The organism is Cronobacter muytjensii ATCC 51329 (assembly GCF_001277195.1).
Classification (GTDB): domain Bacteria; phylum Pseudomonadota; class Gammaproteobacteria; order Enterobacterales; family Enterobacteriaceae; genus Cronobacter; species Cronobacter muytjensii.
The window spans coordinates 1,845,365-1,862,781 of the sequence record NZ_CP012268.1 but is presented as its reverse complement, the minus strand read 5'-3'; the positions used below and the strand labels follow the sequence as shown (position 1 = coordinate 1,862,781).

Sequence of the window (17,417 nt, the reverse complement as noted above, 5' to 3'; positions counted from 1 at the left end):
GCTGGGCGCGGCTGAGAAACGGCGCCGGGGATAACGGAATAGCAGTAAGCTTAACACGTTTTCATAACAATTTAATTTGAGTTTCGGAAAACCGCAGCGCGGTTCAGGGGTTCATCTCCTGCACCAGCCAGCGGTGGATAACCGCGACGATATACGCCTGCTGCGCGTCGCTCAGCGCCACGCCCGCCGGGATGTTATGCCACTTTGCGAGGCAGCCGCGACAGCAGGTGGCGGTGGCGTGCTGGGCGATAAATACCGGGTGGCCGCGCATCGGCGTCTGCCTGCCGTCGTTCGCGGGCTCGGCGGGCGCGAGCCGTTTTGCGATAAAGTCCGCCGCGTGCTGGTCAATCACCCCCGGGCCCTTATCCCAGCAATACTGCCGCTCTTTCGCGCCGAGATGAAAACGGCGGCGAAAGGCGGAACGGTTCAGGCGCGCGAACAGCGCATCCATATCCTCTCCTCAGAAAATAGACCGGCCAATCTCGCGGGCGAGAATTTCCAGCGCCGCGATACCCGCCAGCGAGTTACCGGCGTTATCCAGCGCCGGACTCCAGACCGCGATAGACATCTCGTGCGGCACCACCGCGATGATCCCGCCGCCCACGCCCGATTTCCCCGGCATCCCGACGCGCCAGGCGAATTCGCCCGAGCTCTCATACATGCCGCTGGTCGCCATCAGGGCGTTCACCTGGCGCGCCTGCACCGGGCTTATCACCGGCGTGTCGAGGTGCGGCGCCCTTCCCTGATTCGCGAGAAACAGAAAAGCGCGGGCAAGCTCCGCGCAGCTCATTTTCAGCGCGCAATAGTGGAAATAGTTTTGCAGGACGGTAATCACATCGTTATGGAAATTACCGAAGGACTTCATCAGATAAGCGATGGCGGCGTTACGGGCCGAGTGTTCGAACTCAGATCGCGCCACGCCGGTGTCATAGACAATATCCTGAGCGCCGCAGAGCCCGCGCACCACTTCCAGCATCCGCTGCTTCGGCGCGCTGAGGCGGCTTTGCAGCATATCGCAGACCACCAGCGCCCCGGCGTTAATAAACGGGTTGCGCGGTTTGCCCTGCTCCAGCTCCAGCTGCACCAGCGAGTTAAACGGCTGGCCGGACGGATCTTTCCCCACCCGCCGCCAGATCTCGCTGTCGTCATAGCGACCCATGGCGAGGATGAGGCTCAGCACTTTGGAAATGGACTGAATTGAAAAGCGCTCGTCGGCGTCGCCTGCGCTAAAGCACTCGCCGGAGACCGTACAGACGGCGATGCCGAGCCGGTCGGCGGGCACCTCCGCCAGCGCCGGTATATAGTCGGCCACTTTGCCCTGTGCGGCGAGCGGGCGCACCTGCTCAAGAATTGAAGCCAGTAAATCGTTGTTAAGCTTGTGGGTCACCAGAGACTCCCGGCGCGAATGACGTTCGGGCCGGGAGTATATCAACCTCAGGCGGGAAGACGAAAGCGCGAGACGGCATCCGTAAGGCGGCGCGACTCGTCGCGCAGGCGCAGCGACGCATGCGTGGTGTGCTGCACCAGCGAGCCGGTCTCGCCCGCCACCTGATTCAGCGCGCCGATGCGCTGCGTCACCTGATGAATGCTTTCGCCCTGGTTGACGGTCGCTACCGCGATTTCGCCAAGCAATCCCGTCAGGTGGCTGACCAGCGCCATCACCCGTTGCAGGTTCTCTTCAAGCTTCGACACCGCCTCCGAGCCTTTTTCAATGCCCTGCAAGGAGTGGTGAATAAGCGCCTGGATAGTCTGCGTCGAATGGCTGCTCTTACGCGCCAGCAGCCCGACCTCTTTCGCCACAACAGCGAAACCGCGACCGTGATTCCCGGCGTGCGCCGCTTCTATCGCGGCGTTAAGCGCCAGAATATTCGTCTGGAAGGCGACGCTGTCAATCATCGCCACGATGCCGCGCATCTCGGCGGAGCGCGACACGATATCCTGCATCGAGTGGTTTACGGTTTGCATCATCGCGTCGCCGCCTGCCGCTACGCCGCGCGCCTCGTCGGCGCGGGCGTTGGCCACGCGGGCATATTCGCTGTTCTCTTCCACATGCGCTTCGAGCGTTTCGATATGTGACGTCACCTTGCGCAGCTCTTCGGCCTGTAACGCAGACTGGCTGAACAGCTGTTCGTTGCCCGCCGCCAGCTCGCTGATATTGGCGACAATAGCGGAGGTCGCCTCCCGGACATCGCTCACCAGCTGTTGCAGGCCGCCCTGCATCTGCCCGATGCTTTCGCTAAGCTCGGCCATCTCCCGGTTGATCAACGTGCCCGCCGGCAGCGGCGCGCAGAGATCCCCTGCCGCCAGACGATTGATATGATCAATAAGCCGCCTGAGCGGGCGAATCACCCACACGGCCATGCTGCGCCACACCAGCACGGCGATGAACAGCAGCACCCCCAGCGCCACGATAAACATGCGTTGTGCCTGCTCCAGTCCGCCCAGCAGTTCCTGGCTCTCTTTGTCCGCGCGCTGCGCGTTGTCGCGCTGGTAGCGGGCAAAGTTATCGTTGAAATCCGCCTGGAAGGCCTGCACCGGCACCGCGAAAAACGCGTCGACGCTGTTAGTGGTAACCAGCCCGTCCGCCTGCTCTTTCAGCGCGCTGTAAAAGTTCTGGTAGCTTGCCTTGAGCGGATCGTCTTTTGCGGTATTGAGTTGGCCGTAACGTTCAAACGCCGTATGGGAGCGTTTCAGCGCTGCCTGCGCCTCATCCATCAGGCTGTTCCAGCTTCCTACCGAGCCGGTCTCTTTATCCTGCATAAAATAGATGCCGGCGCGGTTCAGCAGGTCGCTTGCCATCAGGAGCGTGACGCGCGCGTCATCCATCGCCGCCTGCTGCTGGCGCTGCGCTTCGTGGCGCTGAACCTGCTGCTGCGTTTCGCCAAGAAGCGATGAAAGCAGTAATGTTGAGAGAATTTGCAGTGCGGAGAAAAGCGTAATAACACACAGAATGCCGGCCATCAGCCCGAAACGGGTGCGTGGCACGACGCGCCGGAGCGCGCGGAAAATTTTAGTTAGGTTCATGTTTTTCTTCGTTAAACAGCGAAAACCTCCGCGAGTCTACAAAGCAAAAATGACAGAACCATGTCACTTAAATGACAAAGAGCCGCGACAGCGGCCCTTTTGATGCTGGCATGACGCCACGATTCAGTATCCAGGGCGGGTAAGCAAAGCGCACCCGCCAGTCAGACCACACCCCTGTGCGCGCCCGGCGGGATAACGCTATTATTCACCGCATCGTTTAACGACGGTTTTTCCAGACGGTCTGAATATTGCAAAACTCATGCAGGCCGAAATGGGACAGCTCGCGGCCAAATCCGCTCTTTTTCACGCCGCCGAACGCCACGCGGGCGTCGCTCGCGCAGTAGCCGTTAATAAAGACGCCGCCGCACTCCAGACGCGCCGCGAAATCGTTCGCGCGCGCTTCATCGGCCGTCCAGACGGTGGCGCAGAGGCCGAACTCGCTCTCGTTCGCGAGCTCCAGCGCCTGTTCGGCGTCACGCGCCACGCTGATGGCCGCCACCGGGCCAAACAGCTCCTGGCGAAACGCGGTCATGTCGCGCGTCACGTTGCCAAGCACTGTCGGCGCATAGTAGTTGGCCGCGCCGGCAATCTTCTCGCCGCCAAGCAGCAGCGTCGCGCCTTCACTTAAGGTCGCGGTCACCTGCGCATGCAGTTCGTCGCGCAGATCGAAACGCGCCATCGGCCCAAGGAAGGTCTCTTCATCGGTCGGCGCGCCCATTGTCAGCGCCTGCGCGGCAGCCACGAATTTTTCGGTAAAGGCGTCAGCGATGCTGGCTTCAACAATAAAACGCTTCGAGGCGGCGCAGACCTGTCCGGTATTCTGGTAGCGCCCCGCCACCGCCGCTTTCACGGCCTCGTCGAGATCGGCATCCGCCAGCACAATGAAAGGATCGGAGCCGCCCAGCTCCAGCACGCATTTTTTCAGCGCCGCGCCCGCCTGCGCGCCAATGGCGGCACCCGCGCGCACGCTGCCGGTAACGGTGACCGCAGCGATACGCGAGTCGTTAATCGCCTGGCTCACGCCGTCGTTGGTGGCGTTAATCACTTCAAACACGCCAGACGGCACGCCCGCGTCTTCAAAAATCTCGTTAATCAACAGCGCGCAGCCCATCACATTCGGCGCATGCTTGAGCAGATAGGTGTTGCCTGCAAGCAGAATGGGTACCGCGCCGCGCATCACCTGCCACAGCGGGAAGTTCCACGGCATCACGGCGAGGACGGGCCCGAGCGGACGGTATTCAATCACCGCCTGCTGGTTTTCCACCAGCGTCGGCTCTGTCGCGAGCATCGAAGGGCCGTGCTCCGCGTACCAGTCGCACAGCCCGGCGGATTTCGCCACTTCGCCGCGGGCCTGGCGGATCGGTTTGCCCATTTCGGCGGTGATCATCTGCGCCAGTTCTTCACTCCGGGCGCGCAGCGCATTACCGATATTACGCAGCGTCTGCGCGCGCTCATCCAGGCGGGTGGCGCGCCAGCGGCGAAAGCCCTCGCTTACGCGGGTTATCGCCAGTTCGACCTGTTCGGCGCTCGCCAGCGGGTACGCCGCCAGCGTTTCGCCAGTGGCCGGGTTAACGGAAATCGCGTGAGTCGCAGGGGAAATGCTCATCAGTGGGCCTCTTTTCATCGTTGTTATGCGCGACGATTTTTACGCTACATCGTCAAAATGATTGCTATAGCCTGGCCTGCTCTGGTATTTCTGAAAAGTGAATAATATTGACGATTCCATTCACCCGGAGAGAATGCAATGGATTTAACCCAGCTTGAGATGTTCAACGCCGTGGCCGAAACCGGCAGCATTACCGCCGCCGCCCAGCGCGTGCACCGGGTGCCGTCGAATCTGACCACCCGTATCCGCCAGCTCGAAGACGATTTGGGCGTGGATCTGTTTATCCGCGAGAATCAGCGACTGAAGCTCGCCCCGGCAGGCCACAGTTTTCTCGCCTACAGCAAACGCATCCTGGCGCTGGTGCAGGAGGCGCGTGAAGTCGTCTCAGGCGACGAGCCGCAGGGCATTTTCTCGCTCGGTTCGCTGGAAAGTACGGCAGCGGTACGTATCCCTGCCGTGCTCGCCGCGTTTAACCAGCGCTACCCGAAAATCCAGTTCGATCTGGCGACCGGCCCTTCCGGCACCATGATTGACGGCGTGCTGGCGGGCGAGCTGAGCGCCGCGTTTGTCGACGGGCCGGTACTGCATCCGAACCTGGAGGGTATGCCTGTGTATCGCGAGGAGATGATGCTGGTGGCGCACGCCGGTCATCCGCCGGTGACGCGCGCCCAGGCGATTAACGGCGCGAGCATTTACGCCTTTCGCGCCAACTGCTCCTACCGGCGGCATTTTGAAAGCTGGTTTAAAGAGGATCAGGCGATGCCGGGTAAAATTCACGAAATGGAGTCTTACCACGGCATGCTGGCGTGCGTGGTGGCCGGCGCAGGGGTCGCGATGATCCCGCGCAGCATGCTGGAGAGCATGCCGGGGAGCCATCAGGTGCAGGCCTGGCCGCTGGCCGATAAATGGCAGTTTATTGATACCTGGCTTATCTGGCGGCGCGGCGCGAAAACCCGCCAGCTGGAGGCGTTTACGGAACTGCTGCCGTCGTCGCCGACACCGACTTTTGCATAAACAGGCTCAACGGATCGGGCAGATAGGGCGCAAATGGCCCGGTGTGATGAAAGCCGCAGCGCTCGTAGAGCCTTACCGCGGCGTTCTGGTGAATGCCGGTTTCCAGTCGCAGCGTATGGCAGCCGCGCAGCCGCGCGGCCTCCTCCAGCGCCGCCATCAGTTTTTCTCCAAGCTTCTGCCCGCGGTGGCGCTCATCGATATAGACACGCTTGACTTCGCCGCAGCCGTCGCCGGTCAGCAGCACCGCGCCGCAGCCTACCGCCGCCTGCTGATGGCGTATCACCATAAAAATCAGCGCGCCGTCATCCACGCCCGCGAGATCCACCAGATGATTACTCTCAGCCGGGTACAGCGCGCTCTGGTAAGCGTCGAGGGCGGCGATCAGCGCCCGGCTCTCCGCGCTTTCGGGTGATGCGACAGTTATCTGGTACATGGGTGCGCTCCTGTATTGTTTTTATTAGCTTTACGGTGCCGCGTCGCCGCGCGCAACCCACGGGTCAGAGGATTGTCTTATGATCCCCGATAAATAAGCAAAGGGGATTTCCGGGTACGGCTCTGTGCAGGTACTCTGTCGGGAAATGGGTTAACAAGGAATGACGCCATGAACAACCAGGCACGAAAAGTGATGATTATCGGCGCAGGCAATGTCGGCACCGCCGCCGCGTGGGCCCTGCTGAACCAGAATATCGGCGAGGAGCTGATTCTGGTGGATCTCGACGCCGCGCGCGTTGAGGGACACTGTCAGGATTTGCGCGACGCCGCGGCGTATATGCCAGGAATGATAAAAATCTCCACCCGGCAGGCGAGCGACTGCGCGGATGTGGATATCGCCGTCATCACCGTCTCCGGGGGCGCGCTGAAGCCCGGCCAGACACGACTTGACGAGCTGACCAATACCGCGCGCATCGTCGGGCAGATAGTCCCGCAGATGATGGCGGGCGGCTTTAACGGCATTTTCCTCGTGGCGACCAACCCGTGCGATATCATCACCTGGCAGGTCTGGACGCTCTCGGGCCTGCCGCGCAACCAGGTGATTGGCACCGGCGTCTGGCTCGACACCACGCGCCTGCGCCGCACGCTGGCCGAGGCGCTCGATATCGGCCCGCAGAGCATCGACGCTTTTATCCTCGGCGAGCACGGCGACACCCAGTTCCCGGTTTGGTCGCATTCATCGGTCTACGGCTCGCCGGTGGCGCAGGTGTATGAACGCAAAACGGGTACACCTCTCGACACCACGGCGCTCGCCGAGAAAGTACGCAAATTAGGTTTTGAGATTTACGCCCGCAAAGGCTGTACCGAATACGGCATCGCCGGGACGATTGCCGAGATCTGCCGCAATATCTTTACCGGCAGCCACCGCGCGCTGGCGGTATCGTGCATTCTCGACGGCGAATATGGCGTGGATAACGTGGCAATCGGCGTGCCGGCGGTACTCGCCCAGCGCGGCGTGCAGCAGATTATCGAGTTACAGCTGGAAGGCGAAGAGCAGGCGAAGTTTCAGCATTCCGTCGCGGTTATCAAAGAGAATATCGCCCGCCTGCCCTGAAATATGACGGCGCCCGGCATGGGCGCCGGACGTTTAGCGCAGCAATATCTGGCCGATAAGATAGGTCACGGCCTGCCCGCTAATCAGTACCCGCTCCCCCTGCCATTCACAGCGCAAATCGCCGCCGCGCGCCGACACCTGGCGCGCCAGCATCGTGGTTTTGCCAAGCTTCGCGCCCCAGTAGGGGATAAGCATACTGTGCGCGGAGCCGGTAACCGGATCTTCCGCCACGCCTTCGCCGGGGCAGAAAAAACGGCTCACGAAATCATACGGGCCGCCAGGCGTGCCCGGCGCGGTGACGCACACCATTTTGCCGAGCGGCAGCATAGCGTGAATATCCGGCCTCAGCGCCTCGACCTGCGCCTGGGTTGCGAGCTCGACGAGATAATCGCGCCCGGCGCGCACCGCGACCGGGTTGTCGATACCGAGCGAGGCCAGCAGCAGCGCGGGCGCCTCTGCCGGCTGCGTCTGCCAGGCCGGAAAATTGAGCGTCAGCCAGTCGCCGCGGCGCGCCACGATAAGCTCGCCGACAAAGCGCGTCGAGAAGCGGATCTGGCTGTGCGGATAGTCGAGATGCTCGAAAATAACGTGCGCGGCGGCAAGCGTCGCATGGCCGCACAGGTTGATTTCATTTTGTGTGGTGAACCAGCGCAGTTCAAAGCCGTCGTCGGTACGCACGAAAAACGCGGTTTCCGACTGGTTATGCTGCTGCGCCATTGAAAGCAGCGTCTCGTCCGGTAGCCAGACGCTGAGCGGACAGACCGCTGCCGCATTGCCGCTGAAAATTTTGTCGGCAAACGCGTCCACCATATAAAAGTCCACTGATTGCATTATGTTCCCTGCCCTTTTCGTGTGGTGATGGTTCTCCCACCGTATCACGCGCGCCGAAAACCGTGACGCGATTTGCATACGCGCCGCTGCGCTTGTTGCAAAACCGGCGCAAAAGTGAGATTTACGTCACAAAATGGTTGTATCCCGACCAGCGATAGTTTTAAGATCGCTTGCTTCTTATTCACTTCTAACCAGCGCGAATCTGTTCTATGACGATGAATACAGTCTCTCGCAAAACCGCATGGCTGCGGGTTGTCACGCTTGCGGTCGCGGCATTTATCTTTAACACCACCGAATTTGTGCCGGTGGGCCTGCTCTCCGATATCGCCGCAAGTTTCCATATGGAATCCGCGCAGGCGGGCATCATGCTGACTATCTACGCCTGGGTGGTGGCGCTGATGTCGCTGCCGTTTATGCTGCTGACAAGCCAGGTGGAGCGCCGCAAGCTGCTGATTGCGCTGTTTGTGGTCTTCGTCGTAAGCCATATGCTGTCGTTTATGGCCTGGAGCTTTGAGGTGCTGGTCATCAGCCGCATCGGTATCGCCTTCGCCCATGCGATTTTCTGGTCGATCACCGCATCGCTGGCTATTCGCCTGGCGCCGCCGGGCAAACGCGCCCAGGCGCTGAGCCTGATTGCTACCGGCACCGCGCTGGCTTCCGTCCTTGGGCTGCCCATCGGGCGCATCGTCGGGCAATATTTTGGCTGGCGCACTACGTTCTTCGCCATCGGCATCGGGGCGCTCATTACCCTCGCCTGTCTGGTGAAACTGCTGCCGAAAATTCCGAGCGAACACTCCGGCTCTCTTTCAAGCCTGCCGGCGCTGTTCCGCCGCCCGGCGCTGCTGTGCATCTATATTCTGACCGCCGTAGTGGTGACCGCGCACTTTACTGCTTACAGCTATATTGAGCCGTTCGTGCAAAACGTCGCGGGCCTGAGCGAAAACTTCGCGACCTTCCTGTTGCTGGTGCTCGGCACCGCCGGGATCATCGGCAGCGTGATATTCGGCAAGCTCGGCAACCTGCACGCCTCGGGGCTTATCAGCAGCGCGATTGGCGTACTGGTTATCTGCCTGCTGCTGTTACTGCCGGCATCGCACAGCGCGGTGAACCTGACCATTCTCAGCGCCTTCTGGGGCATCGCGATTATGCTTATCGGCCTTGGAATGCAGGTCAAAGTGCTGGCGCTGGCGCCCGATGCCACCGATGTCGCGATGTCGCTCTTCTCCGGTATCTTTAATATCGGCATCGGCGCAGGCGCGCTGGTGGGCAATCAGGTCAGCCTGCAGCTTTCGATGTCCTCCATCGGCTATATGGGCGCTATTCCGGCGCTGGCCGCATTTATCTGGGCGATTGTGATATTCCGGCGCTGGCCGGTACAGCTTCCGGATGAGCAACCGCACCACAGTTGATCCTGACGCCGCCGCTTGAGGCGGCGTTTTTTTACCTCTTTTCCGGCTAATTCTGCCCGGCGTCTTGCGTCGCCCCGTCATCAAAAGGCTATGGCTATCGTACTGATAGCCACCATTTAGCCTTTGATTTTTAAATGGTTTCCCGCAGTTTTAGCAGATCGTGTGATTTCAAAAATCATTCAGTTGACTTATGTTTGCCTGGGCAATAATATCTCGCGTGACTAATCTACTTGCCTGGGCAAATATGTTGGAAAATAACAGCGATCTGTTTAACGAGATTATTCCTTTAGGACGGCTGATTCATTTGGTGAATCAGAAAAAGGATCGCCTGCTCAACGAGTATCTCGCCCCGCTCGATATCACTGCGGCGCAGTTTAAGGTGCTTTGCTCCATTCGCTGCCCTGGTCGTATCACGCCGGGAGAGCTGAAAAAGGTGCTCTCAGTAGATTTAGGCGCCCTGACGCGCATGCTGGACCGTCTGGTCTGCAAAGGCTGGGTGGCACGCCTGCCCAACCCGAACGATAAACGGGGCGTACTGGTTGAGCTCACGGAAGACGGCGCGGCGCTGTGTGAACAGTGCCACCAGTTGGTAGGACAAAACCTGCATCAAGAATTAACAAAAAACCTGACGGCAGACGAAGTGGCGACCCTCGAATACCTGCTTAAAAGGGTGCTGCCGTAACAGCAAAGAGGTAAAACGATGTCCAGACGCAATAATGATGCCATTACAATTCATAGCATTTTGGACTGGATCGAAGATAACCTGGAATCCCCCCTTTCCCTTGAGAAAGTGTCGGCGCGTTCGGGTTACTCGAAATGGCACCTGCAACGGATGTTTAAAAAAGAGACCGGCCATTCGCTGGGCCAGTACATCCGTAACCGGAAACTGACTGAAATCGCGCTCAAGCTTAAAGAGAGCGATGAACCGATCCTTTATCTGGCCGAGCGCTATGGGTTTGAATCCCAGCAGACGCTGACCCGCACGTTCAAGAACTATTTCTCCGTGCCGCCGCATAAGTATCGCGTAACACGGATGCCGGGCGAAGGTAAATACCTCCATCCGCTGAATCACTAAGTGGTAAAGCACACAGACGGCACCATTGCGCCGTTACACTTCTCCTGCGGGAGATAACCGAGGACAACATGAAATCCGTAACGCGCGCCACCGTGCTGTTTCTGGCGCTGACCTCCGGCTACGCGCTGGCGGGCAGCCCGACAGCCGACGTGTGCGCCGGTGACCACAGCACGATGACGGTGCCGATTGAGCATCACGAATCGCTGGATCTCAGCCATCGCAGCGCCGGCAGCGATAAATCCGACGAGCTGGGCGTACCGTACTACAACTAACCACTCGCGCGAAAAACCGGGCACAGGCCCGGTTTTTTTATGCACTGCGCACTGCCCGCCGCACCCGCCAGCCAAACACGTTGATATACAACCCCGCCATGACCAGCAGCGCGCCGACAATCTGCAACACCGACAGCCGCTCATCCAGCAGCAGCGCGGCGCTGGCAAGGCCGACCACCGGCACCAGCAGTGAGAGCGGCGCCACGCGCCAGGTTTCATAACGCCCGAGCAGCGTCCCCCAGATGCCATAACCGAGAATGGTCGCGATAAACGCCAGGTAAACCAGCGAGAGCACCGTCACGCGGTCGATATGAAGAAGGCTCTGCGTCACCGCCTGCGCGCCGTCAAACAGCAGGCTTGCCGCGAAGAACGGCAGCACCGGGATAAGCGCGCTCCACACCACCAGCGACATTACCGCAGGCGGCGTCGGCAGTTGCATGATTTTTTTGTTAAAGATATTGCCGCAGGCCCAGCTCAGCGCCGCGGCGAGCGTCAGCATAAAGCCGGTCAGCGCCACGTGCTGGCCGTTGAGGCTGCCTTCGATCAGCACCAGCATGCCGATGACCGCGAGCGCGATGCCGGTCAGCTGTTTCGCCTGGAGCCGTTCGCGAAACGCAAACACGCCGAGCACAATGGTAAAAAACGCCTGCGCCTGGAGCACCAGCGAGGCGAGGCCCGCGGGCATGCCAAATTTGATGGCGCTGAAGAGAAACGCGAACTGCCCAAAGCTGATGGTCAGCCCGTATCCTAACAACAGGCGCAATGGCACCTTCGGGCGCGCCACGAACAGCAACGCGGGAAAGGCGACAAGCAAAAACCGCAGCCCTGCCAGGAGCAGCGGCGGCATGGCGTGAAGCCCGACTTTGATTACGACGAAATTCAGCCCCCAGGCCAGCACTACCAGTAGCGCCAGCAACCCGTCTTTGCGCGTCATCCCCTGCCCCTGTTATTTATTAAAATTATGTTAATACTTCACCATACCGGAATCTTCCGGTGAGAGACAGATCACTAAATTATGGGGGGAAGGTAAAGCACTTCTGAACACCCGCCAGGGTGTACAGCGCCGTGTGAGCGTGTTATTGCTTAAAAAGAGGCCTGCATCAGGTTATCGCTCCCGCTCACCTCATAAAAAAGATAAGAAAATGTTATCAAAGAAAACGCGTTCTACCGTCGCGCTGCTCGGCTCGTCGTTATTACTGACTATCGGTCGCGGCGCCACGCTGCCCTTTATGGCTATCTACCTTGCAAAGCGCTTCGCAATGTCGGTGGATGAAATCGGCGTGGCGCTCACCAGCGCGATGACCGCGGGCGTCTTCTTCAGCCTGGCGTTCAGCGTGCTCGCCGACCGCTTCGATAAAAAGCGCTATATGCTGATCGCCATCGCCATCTTTGTGGCGGGCTTTGTGGCGATCCCGCTGATGCATAACGCTCTGCTGGTTATCCTCTTCTTCGCGATAATTAACTGCGCGTACTCCGTGTTTTCCACCGTCCTGAAAAGCTATTTCGCCGATACCCTGGGCGCGGCGGCGAAGGCGCGCATTTTCTCGCTCAATTACACCTTTTTAAATATCGGCTGGACGGTCGGCCCGCCCATCGGCACGCTGCTGATGGTCTATGGCCTCAATATGCCGTTCTGGCTTTCAGCCGTAACCTCCGGCATTACCTTTATGGTCATTAGCGTCTTCGTGCAGCGTGTCGCGCCCGCGCATGAGCAGGCGGATTCCCCTTCCGGCCCGCCGCCGCTCTCGCTTTTGTGGCGCGACCAGCGTCTGCTGTGGTTCACCGGCTCGGCGTTTCTCGGCTCGCTGGTGGCGGGCTCCTTCGCTATCTGCATCTCGCAATATGTCCTGACCTTTTCCGACAGCGCGCTGGCGCAGCAGATTGTCGCCGTTGTATTGCCGGTAAACGCCATACTGGTCGTCTCGCTCCAGTATCTGGTAGGGAAAAACCTGCGCGCTGACAACTTAAGCCGCCTGATGCTGTTCGGCACCGTCTGCTTTATTCTGGGCCTCGGCGGTTTTCTGATGGCGGGCACCAACCTCTGGATCTGGGGCGCGGCGGCAGCGGTCTTTACGATTGGCGAAATTATCTACGCGCCTGGCGAATATATGCTTATCGACAACATTGCGCCGCCAGGGCTCAAGGCGGGTTACTTCTCAGTCCAGTCGCTCGGCTGGCTGGGCGCGTCCTTCAACCCGATGTACAGCGGGTTTGTGTTAACGACGCTGCCGTCGTGGTCGCTTTTCGCCTCGCTGATGGTCTTCGCCGCCATGGCGTACCTGATGCTGGTTAAAGGTATGCGCGTTAAAACGGTTGGGGTGATGCAGCCGGGCTGAGTGGAGCGCGGTCAACCTATGTAAAAATGCCCCTCTGAGGGGCATTTTCTTTTGGTGTTAAAGTCGGTATTAACGCTATCACCACCGCCACGCTCTGGCGCTCTCCACCAGCATCCCGCCAGCCCTGCTCCCCGCGCTAAATCGCCACCAGCCCTCTTACGCCCTCGGCGTCCATGTCCGCGCCGCGACCGCGCTGGATAATCGTCCCGCGCGACATCACCAGATAGTTGTCCGCAAGCCCGGCGGCGAAGTCGTAGAACTGCTCCACCAGCAGAATGGCCATATCGCCGCGCGCCGCCAGCTCGCGGATCACCGCGCCAATTTCTTTGATAACAGACGGCTGAATGCCTTCGGTCGGCTCGTCGAGGATCAGCAGTTGCGGACGGCTCGCCAGCGCGCGTCCGATGGCGAGCTGTTGTTGCTGACCGCCGGAAAGATCGCCGCCGCGCCGCTGGCGCATCGCTTTCAGCACCGGAAACAGCGTGTAGATCTCCTCCGGCACCCGCTTCGCCTGCGCGCCGTGAAAGCGTGACAGCCCCATCAGCAGATTTTCCTCAACGGTCAGGCGCGGGAAAATCTCACGCCCCTGCGGCACATACGCGATCCCCGCCCCGACACGCTGGTGCGGCTTATGGCGGGTGATGACGTTGCCCTGCCAGGTGACCTCGCCTGAGCGCGCCGGAATCAGCCCCATCAGGCATTTCAGCAGCGTGCTTTTCCCCACCCCGTTGCGTCCGAGCAGACAGGTGACTTCGCCTGCGCGCGCCGCAAGCGACACGCCGCGCAGAATATGGCTGCCGCCGTAATATTGATTCAGTTCGCTGACTTCTAACATGCCGGCTCCTTAACGCCCAAGATAGACTTCAATCACCTGCTCGTTCGCCTGCACCTCGGCAAGCGACCCCTCTGCCAGCACCTGGCCCTGATGCAGCACCGTCACTTTATCGGCGATGGTTTCCACAAAGCCCATGTCGTGCTCCACCACCATCAGCGAATGCTTCCCGGCGAGCGCGCGAAACAGCTCGGCGGAGTATTCCGTTTCGGCGTCGGTCATCCCCGCCGCTGGCTCGTCGAGCAGCAGCAGATGCGGCTCCTGCATCAGCAGCATGCCTGTCTCCAGAAACTGCTTTTGCCCATGGGAGAGCGCGCCAGCCGGGCGGCGACGCTCGCCTGCCAGGCGCAGCGTCATGAGCATTTCATCAATGCGATCCCGCTGTTCGCCGCTAAGCCGCGCACGCAGCGTACCGCGCACCGTTTTGTCGCCCTTTTGCGCGAGTTCCAGATTCTCCGCGACCGTCAAAGCCTCAAAGACGGTTGGCTTCTGGAATTTGCGCCCGATGCCGCGCCGCGCAATGTCCACCGGCGTGAGCCGCGTCAGGTCGGTTTCCTGATCGTAGATAACCCGCCCGCTCTGGGGCCGGGTTTTCCCGGTAATCACATCCATCAGCGTGGTTTTCCCTGCGCCGTTGGGGCCGATAATGCAACGCAGCTCGCCGACGCCGATGGAAAGCGTCAGATCGGTGAGCGCCTTAAACCCGTCGAAACTGACATTAATGTTTTCAAGCTGCAACACCGGGTCAGTCTGCGCGCGAAAACGGTCGGTCTCATACTGCCGGGTATGGAGGGTATCAATGGCGTGCATTATTTCTCTCCTCTGCGCAGAAGCCCCGCCACGCCGCGCGGCAGAAACAGGGTGATAACAATAAAAATAAGCCCGAGGAAAAGCTGCCAGTACTCCGGCATCACCACGGTGAAGAGGCTTTTCGCGCCGTTTACCAGCAGCGCGCCGAACACCGGGCCTACCAGCGTGCCGCGCCCGCCGAGCGCCACCCAGATAGCCGCTTCGATGGAGTTAGTGGGCGACATTTCGCCCGGGTTGATAATGCCGACCTGCGGCACGTAGAGCGCGCCCGCCAGCCCGCACATCACCGCCGACAGCGTCCAGACCAGCAGCTTGAAGCCGCGCGGATCGTAGCCGCAATACATCAGGCGGCTCTCGGCGTCGCGCACCGCCGTCAGCACCCGGCCAAACTTGCTGCGCGCAAGCCAGAATCCGACGCCAAGACAGCCCAGCAGCAGAGCCAGCGTCGCGATAAACAGCGCAATACGCGTGCCGGTGTGGGTCAGTGAAAAGCCGAGCAGCGTGGTGAAACCGGTGAAGCCGTTATTGCCGCCAAAGCCGGTTTCATTGCGGAAAAAGAGCAGCATGCCTGCAAACGTCAGCGCCTGAGTAATGATGGAGAAATAGACGCCTTTGATTTTTGAGCGGAAGGCGAAAAAGCCGAAGACCAGCGCCAGCAGCCCCGGCACCAGCACCACCAGCAGCAGCGCCCAGAGGAAATTCGACGTGCCCCACCAGTACCAGGGCAGCTCGCTCCAGGAGAGAAACGACATAAACGCGGGCAGGCCGTCGCCCGCGGCCTGGCGCATCAGGTACATGCCCATCGCGTAGCCGCCAAGCGCGAAGAAAATCCCGTGGCCGAGCGACAGCAGCCCGGCGTAACCCCAGACCAGATCGAGCGCCACGGCGACAATCGCATAGCAGAGAATTTTACCCATCAGCGTCAGCGTCCAGGTGGAGACCGCCAGCGGATGGCTTGCCGGCAACAGCGTCAGAAACGGCAGCGCGAACAGCGCCGCCAGCGCGAGACCGCCCGCGATAAAGCTCAGGCGCGGCGCTTTCTGAACGAGCGTTAAGGTGACTGGCTGCGTCATTCCACGGCCCTCCCTTTGAGTGCGAACAGCCCCTGCGGGCGTTTCTGGATAAACAGGATGACCATTACCAGGATGGCGATTTTACCGAGCACGGCGCCCACCTGCGGCTCAAGAATTTTATTGAAGATGCCAAGACCGAACGCCGCCGCGACGCTGCCCGCCAGCTGGCCCACCCCGCCCAGCACCACCACTAAAAAGGAGTCAATGATATAGCCCTGGCCGAGTTCCGGCCCGACATTGCCGAGCTGCGACAGCGCAACGCCGCCGAGGCCCGCGATGCCGGAGCCGAGCCCGAAGGCGAGCATATCGACGCGCCCGGTCGGCACGCCGCAGCAGGCCGCCATCGCGCGGTTTTGCGTTACCGCCCGCACGTTCATCCCAAGGCGCGTTTTGTTCAGCACAAGCCAGGTGAAGAACAGCACCAGCAGCACGAAGCCCATCACCACCAGGCGGTTCCACGGCAGGATCAGGTTCGGCAGCACCTGGACACCGCCGGAGAGCCACGCGGGGTTCGCCACCTCAACGTTCTGCGCGCCGAACGCCATACGCACCAGCTGAATAATCATCAGGCTGATGCCCCAGGTGGCGAGCAGCGTCTCAAGCGGTCGCCCGTAGAGATGACGGATGATAGTGCGCTCAAGCGCCATGCCGGCGCAGGCCGTCACCAGAAACGCCACGGGCAGCGCCAGCAGCGGATAGAACGCCAGCCACTGCGGCGCAAAGGTGGCCAGCGCGTTTTGCACGCACCAGGTGGCGTAAGCGCCGAGCATGAGCATTTCGCCGTGGGCCATGTTAATGACGCCAAGCAGCCCATATGTGATAGCGAGGCCGAGTGCGGCGAGCAGCAGGATCGATCCAAGCGACAGCCCCATAAACGCCTGACCGAGCAGGTCGCCCGCCATCAGGCGGCGCTCTATCGCCCGCACGCTGACCGTGGCGGCCTCACGCACGCGGGCGTCCGGCTCAGTCGCCGCCTGCGTATAAGGCTGCAACCGCGCGCGGGTCTGCGGGTCGCCCGATTCGCCAAGCAGCGTGACGGCGTTTAAGCGCACCGCGGCGTCGGGGCTGGTGAGCTGGAGGCTGGCGAGCGCCGTCGTCAGCGCCTCGCGCACGTTGTTTTCTTTCTCCGTCGCCAGGCGCTGCGTCAGTAAAGGCGCCATCTGCGGGTCGGCGTCGCGCTGTAATGCGCGGGCGGCCTCAAGTCTTTCCGTGACGTTGTCACTTACCAGGCGATGCGTCGCCAGCGCCGCAGCCGCCAGATTGCGCAGGCGGTTGGTAAGCCTCAGGGGTTTAAGCGCGCCCGCAGGCGTCGCGGCGCGGCCAAGCGGCGTCAGGCCGTCGGCGCGCTGCGCGAACGGGTGTTTTTCGCTATCCACCACCAGGTTTTCCTGGTTGAGCGATACCAGCAGCGGCAGACGCGCGGCGTCCGGGTTGGTCGCCCAGGTTTGCAGCAGCGCGGCCTGCTGGCTGCGGCTGCTCGCTGCGAAATCATCGGCATCGGCGGCGCGGGCAACCCACGGCAGCAGCAAGGCGGCGACCATCAGCCAGCGAAATAATGTCATGGTTATCTCCTGTGAAACCGTTATGGC

The 17,417-nt window shown here is 60.7% G+C and carries 18 protein-coding genes; 7 read left to right on the top strand and 11 right to left on the bottom strand.

Features of this window, described 5'->3' with window-relative positions; translation table 11 throughout:
- Nucleotides 1-103: 103 nt before the first annotated feature.
- The 4 genes from AFK63_RS08670 to sad all read right to left on the bottom strand — a co-directional run bounded on the left by AFK63_RS08670 (nucleotide 104) and on the right by sad (nucleotide 4,630).
- Nucleotides 104-451, bottom strand: coding sequence for a DUF4186 domain-containing protein (locus AFK63_RS08670; RefSeq protein ID WP_038862931.1), 348 nt, complete (start codon nucleotides 449-451; stop codon nucleotides 104-106).
- A 9-nt stretch (nucleotides 452-460) separates the two neighbouring features.
- A complete protein-coding gene (gene glsB / locus AFK63_RS08665) occupies nucleotides 461-1,387 on the bottom strand; it encodes a glutaminase B (protein ID WP_038862930.1) in 927 nt (308 codons plus the stop codon).
- A 47-nt stretch (nucleotides 1,388-1,434) separates the two neighbouring features.
- A complete protein-coding gene (locus tag AFK63_RS08660; protein WP_038862929.1) occupies nucleotides 1,435-3,024 on the bottom strand; it encodes a methyl-accepting chemotaxis protein in 1,590 nt (529 codons plus the stop codon).
- 217 nt (nucleotides 3,025-3,241) lie between these two features.
- Nucleotides 3,242-4,630: a succinate-semialdehyde dehydrogenase gene (gene sad / locus AFK63_RS08655; protein ID WP_038862928.1), complete on the bottom strand. Its 1,389-nt coding sequence runs from the start codon at nucleotides 4,628-4,630 to the stop codon at nucleotides 3,242-3,244.
- Nucleotides 4,631-4,768: 138 nt separating this feature from the next.
- Here sad and ptrR point away from each other — a divergent pair, with 138 nt between their 5' ends.
- On the top strand, nucleotides 4,769-5,644 hold the full coding sequence (ptrR, locus tag AFK63_RS08650; RefSeq protein ID WP_038862927.1) for a putrescine utilization regulator PtrR: 876 nt from the start codon (nucleotides 4,769-4,771) through the stop codon (nucleotides 5,642-5,644).
- On the opposite strand, the gene AFK63_RS08645 is transcribed toward ptrR, so the two are convergent.
- Nucleotides 5,601-6,077, bottom strand: coding sequence for a GNAT family N-acetyltransferase (locus tag AFK63_RS08645; RefSeq protein ID WP_038862925.1), 477 nt, complete (start codon nucleotides 6,075-6,077; stop codon nucleotides 5,601-5,603). The genes ptrR and AFK63_RS08645 overlap by 44 nt on opposite strands.
- 168 nt (nucleotides 6,078-6,245) lie before the next feature.
- On the opposite strand from AFK63_RS08645, the gene AFK63_RS08640 reads away from it, so the two are divergent.
- On the top strand, nucleotides 6,246-7,190 hold the full coding sequence (locus tag AFK63_RS08640; protein WP_038862924.1) for an L-lactate dehydrogenase: 945 nt from the start codon (nucleotides 6,246-6,248) through the stop codon (nucleotides 7,188-7,190).
- A gap of 33 nt (nucleotides 7,191-7,223) precedes the next feature.
- Here AFK63_RS08640 and AFK63_RS08635 read toward each other — a convergent pair whose 3' ends face one another.
- Nucleotides 7,224-8,021, bottom strand: coding sequence for a PhzF family phenazine biosynthesis protein (locus AFK63_RS08635; RefSeq protein WP_038862922.1), 798 nt, complete (start codon nucleotides 8,019-8,021; stop codon nucleotides 7,224-7,226).
- A 209-nt stretch (nucleotides 8,022-8,230) separates the two neighbouring features.
- Between AFK63_RS08635 and AFK63_RS08630 the strand changes: the two genes are divergently transcribed.
- The 4 genes from AFK63_RS08630 (at nucleotide 8,231) to marB (ending at nucleotide 10,777) form a co-directional block, all read left to right on the top strand.
- Nucleotides 8,231-9,430, top strand: a complete 1,200-nt coding sequence (locus AFK63_RS08630; protein WP_038862921.1) for a sugar transporter — start codon at nucleotides 8,231-8,233, stop codon at nucleotides 9,428-9,430.
- 247 nt (nucleotides 9,431-9,677) lie between these two features.
- A complete protein-coding gene (gene marR / locus AFK63_RS21225) occupies nucleotides 9,678-10,112 on the top strand; it encodes a multiple antibiotic resistance transcriptional regulator MarR (RefSeq protein ID WP_038862977.1) in 435 nt (144 codons plus the stop codon).
- Nucleotides 10,113-10,130: 18 nt separating this feature from the next.
- Nucleotides 10,131-10,505: an MDR efflux pump AcrAB transcriptional activator MarA gene (marA, locus tag AFK63_RS21220; RefSeq protein WP_004384918.1), complete on the top strand. Its 375-nt coding sequence runs from the start codon at nucleotides 10,131-10,133 to the stop codon at nucleotides 10,503-10,505.
- 68 nt (nucleotides 10,506-10,573) lie between these two features.
- Entirely contained in the window at nucleotides 10,574-10,777 is a 204-nt protein-coding gene (marB, locus tag AFK63_RS08615; protein WP_038862920.1) for a multiple antibiotic resistance regulatory protein MarB, read from the top strand.
- Between the two features lie 37 nt (nucleotides 10,778-10,814).
- Here marB and eamA read toward each other — a convergent pair whose 3' ends face one another.
- Nucleotides 10,815-11,711: an O-acetylserine/cysteine exporter gene (gene eamA, locus AFK63_RS08610; protein ID WP_038862918.1), complete on the bottom strand. Its 897-nt coding sequence runs from the start codon at nucleotides 11,709-11,711 to the stop codon at nucleotides 10,815-10,817.
- Between the two features lie 208 nt (nucleotides 11,712-11,919).
- Between eamA and ydeE the strand changes: the two genes are divergently transcribed.
- The gene (ydeE, locus tag AFK63_RS08605; RefSeq protein ID WP_038862917.1) at nucleotides 11,920-13,113 is read left to right on the top strand and encodes an efflux MFS transporter YdeE; all 1,194 of its coding nucleotides are present in this window, start codon (nucleotides 11,920-11,922) and stop codon (nucleotides 13,111-13,113) included.
- A gap of 136 nt (nucleotides 13,114-13,249) precedes the next feature.
- Here ydeE and urtE read toward each other — a convergent pair whose 3' ends face one another.
- Genes urtE through urtB form a run of 4 tightly spaced genes read right to left on the bottom strand, consistent with a single transcriptional unit; the run spans nucleotide 13,250 to nucleotide 17,390 of the window.
- Nucleotides 13,250-13,948 carry an urea ABC transporter ATP-binding subunit UrtE gene (urtE, locus tag AFK63_RS08600; protein WP_038862916.1) on the bottom strand — a complete coding sequence of 233 codons (699 nt, stop codon included), beginning with the start codon at nucleotides 13,946-13,948 and terminating at the stop codon, nucleotides 13,250-13,252.
- A 9-nt stretch (nucleotides 13,949-13,957) separates the two neighbouring features.
- Nucleotides 13,958-14,755 (bottom strand): urea ABC transporter ATP-binding protein UrtD, encoded by a 798-nt coding sequence (urtD, locus tag AFK63_RS08595; protein WP_038862915.1) that lies wholly within the window; start codon nucleotides 14,753-14,755, stop codon nucleotides 13,958-13,960.
- Nucleotides 14,755-15,828, bottom strand: a complete 1,074-nt coding sequence (gene urtC, locus AFK63_RS08590) for an urea ABC transporter permease subunit UrtC (RefSeq protein ID WP_038862914.1) — start codon at nucleotides 15,826-15,828, stop codon at nucleotides 14,755-14,757. The genes urtD and urtC overlap by 1 nt, the downstream gene beginning before the upstream one ends.
- Nucleotides 15,825-17,390, bottom strand: a complete 1,566-nt coding sequence (gene urtB / locus AFK63_RS08585) for an urea ABC transporter permease subunit UrtB (RefSeq protein ID WP_038862913.1) — start codon at nucleotides 17,388-17,390, stop codon at nucleotides 15,825-15,827. Before urtB ends, urtC begins: the two co-directional genes overlap by 4 nt.
- Nucleotides 17,391-17,417 lie beyond the last annotated feature (27 nt).

Bases quoted from the DNA above. Each gene is read 5' to 3' on its own strand.
- AFK63_RS08670 (WP_038862931.1), bottom strand. From the start codon at position 451: ATGGATGCGCTGTTCGCGCGCCTGAACCGTTCCGCCTTTCGCCGCCGT.
- AFK63_RS08660 (WP_038862929.1), bottom strand. From the start codon at position 3,024: ATGAACCTAACTAAAATTTTCCGCGCGCTCCGGCGCGTCGTGCCACGC.
- sad (WP_038862928.1), bottom strand. From the start codon at position 4,630: ATGAGCATTTCCCCTGCGACTCACGCGATTTCCGTTAACCCGGCCACT.
- ptrR (WP_038862927.1), top strand. From the start codon at position 4,769: ATGGATTTAACCCAGCTTGAGATGTTCAACGCCGTGGCCGAAACCGGC.
- AFK63_RS08645 (WP_038862925.1), bottom strand. From the start codon at position 6,077: ATGTACCAGATAACTGTCGCATCACCCGAAAGCGCGGAGAGCCGGGCG.
- AFK63_RS08640 (WP_038862924.1), top strand. From the start codon at position 6,246: ATGAACAACCAGGCACGAAAAGTGATGATTATCGGCGCAGGCAATGTC.
- AFK63_RS08635 (WP_038862922.1), bottom strand. From the start codon at position 8,021: ATGCAATCAGTGGACTTTTATATGGTGGACGCGTTTGCCGACAAAATT.
- AFK63_RS08630 (WP_038862921.1), top strand. From the start codon at position 8,231: ATGACGATGAATACAGTCTCTCGCAAAACCGCATGGCTGCGGGTTGTC.
- marA (WP_004384918.1), top strand. From the start codon at position 10,131: ATGTCCAGACGCAATAATGATGCCATTACAATTCATAGCATTTTGGAC.
- marB (WP_038862920.1), top strand. From the start codon at position 10,574: ATGAAATCCGTAACGCGCGCCACCGTGCTGTTTCTGGCGCTGACCTCC.
- eamA (WP_038862918.1), bottom strand. From the start codon at position 11,711: ATGACGCGCAAAGACGGGTTGCTGGCGCTACTGGTAGTGCTGGCCTGG.
- ydeE (WP_038862917.1), top strand. From the start codon at position 11,920: ATGTTATCAAAGAAAACGCGTTCTACCGTCGCGCTGCTCGGCTCGTCG.
- urtE (WP_038862916.1), bottom strand. From the start codon at position 13,948: ATGTTAGAAGTCAGCGAACTGAATCAATATTACGGCGGCAGCCATATT.
- urtD (WP_038862915.1), bottom strand. From the start codon at position 14,755: ATGCACGCCATTGATACCCTCCATACCCGGCAGTATGAGACCGACCGT.
- urtC (WP_038862914.1), bottom strand. From the start codon at position 15,828: ATGACGCAGCCAGTCACCTTAACGCTCGTTCAGAAAGCGCCGCGCCTG.
- urtB (WP_038862913.1), bottom strand. From the start codon at position 17,390: ATGACATTATTTCGCTGGCTGATGGTCGCCGCCTTGCTGCTGCCGTGG.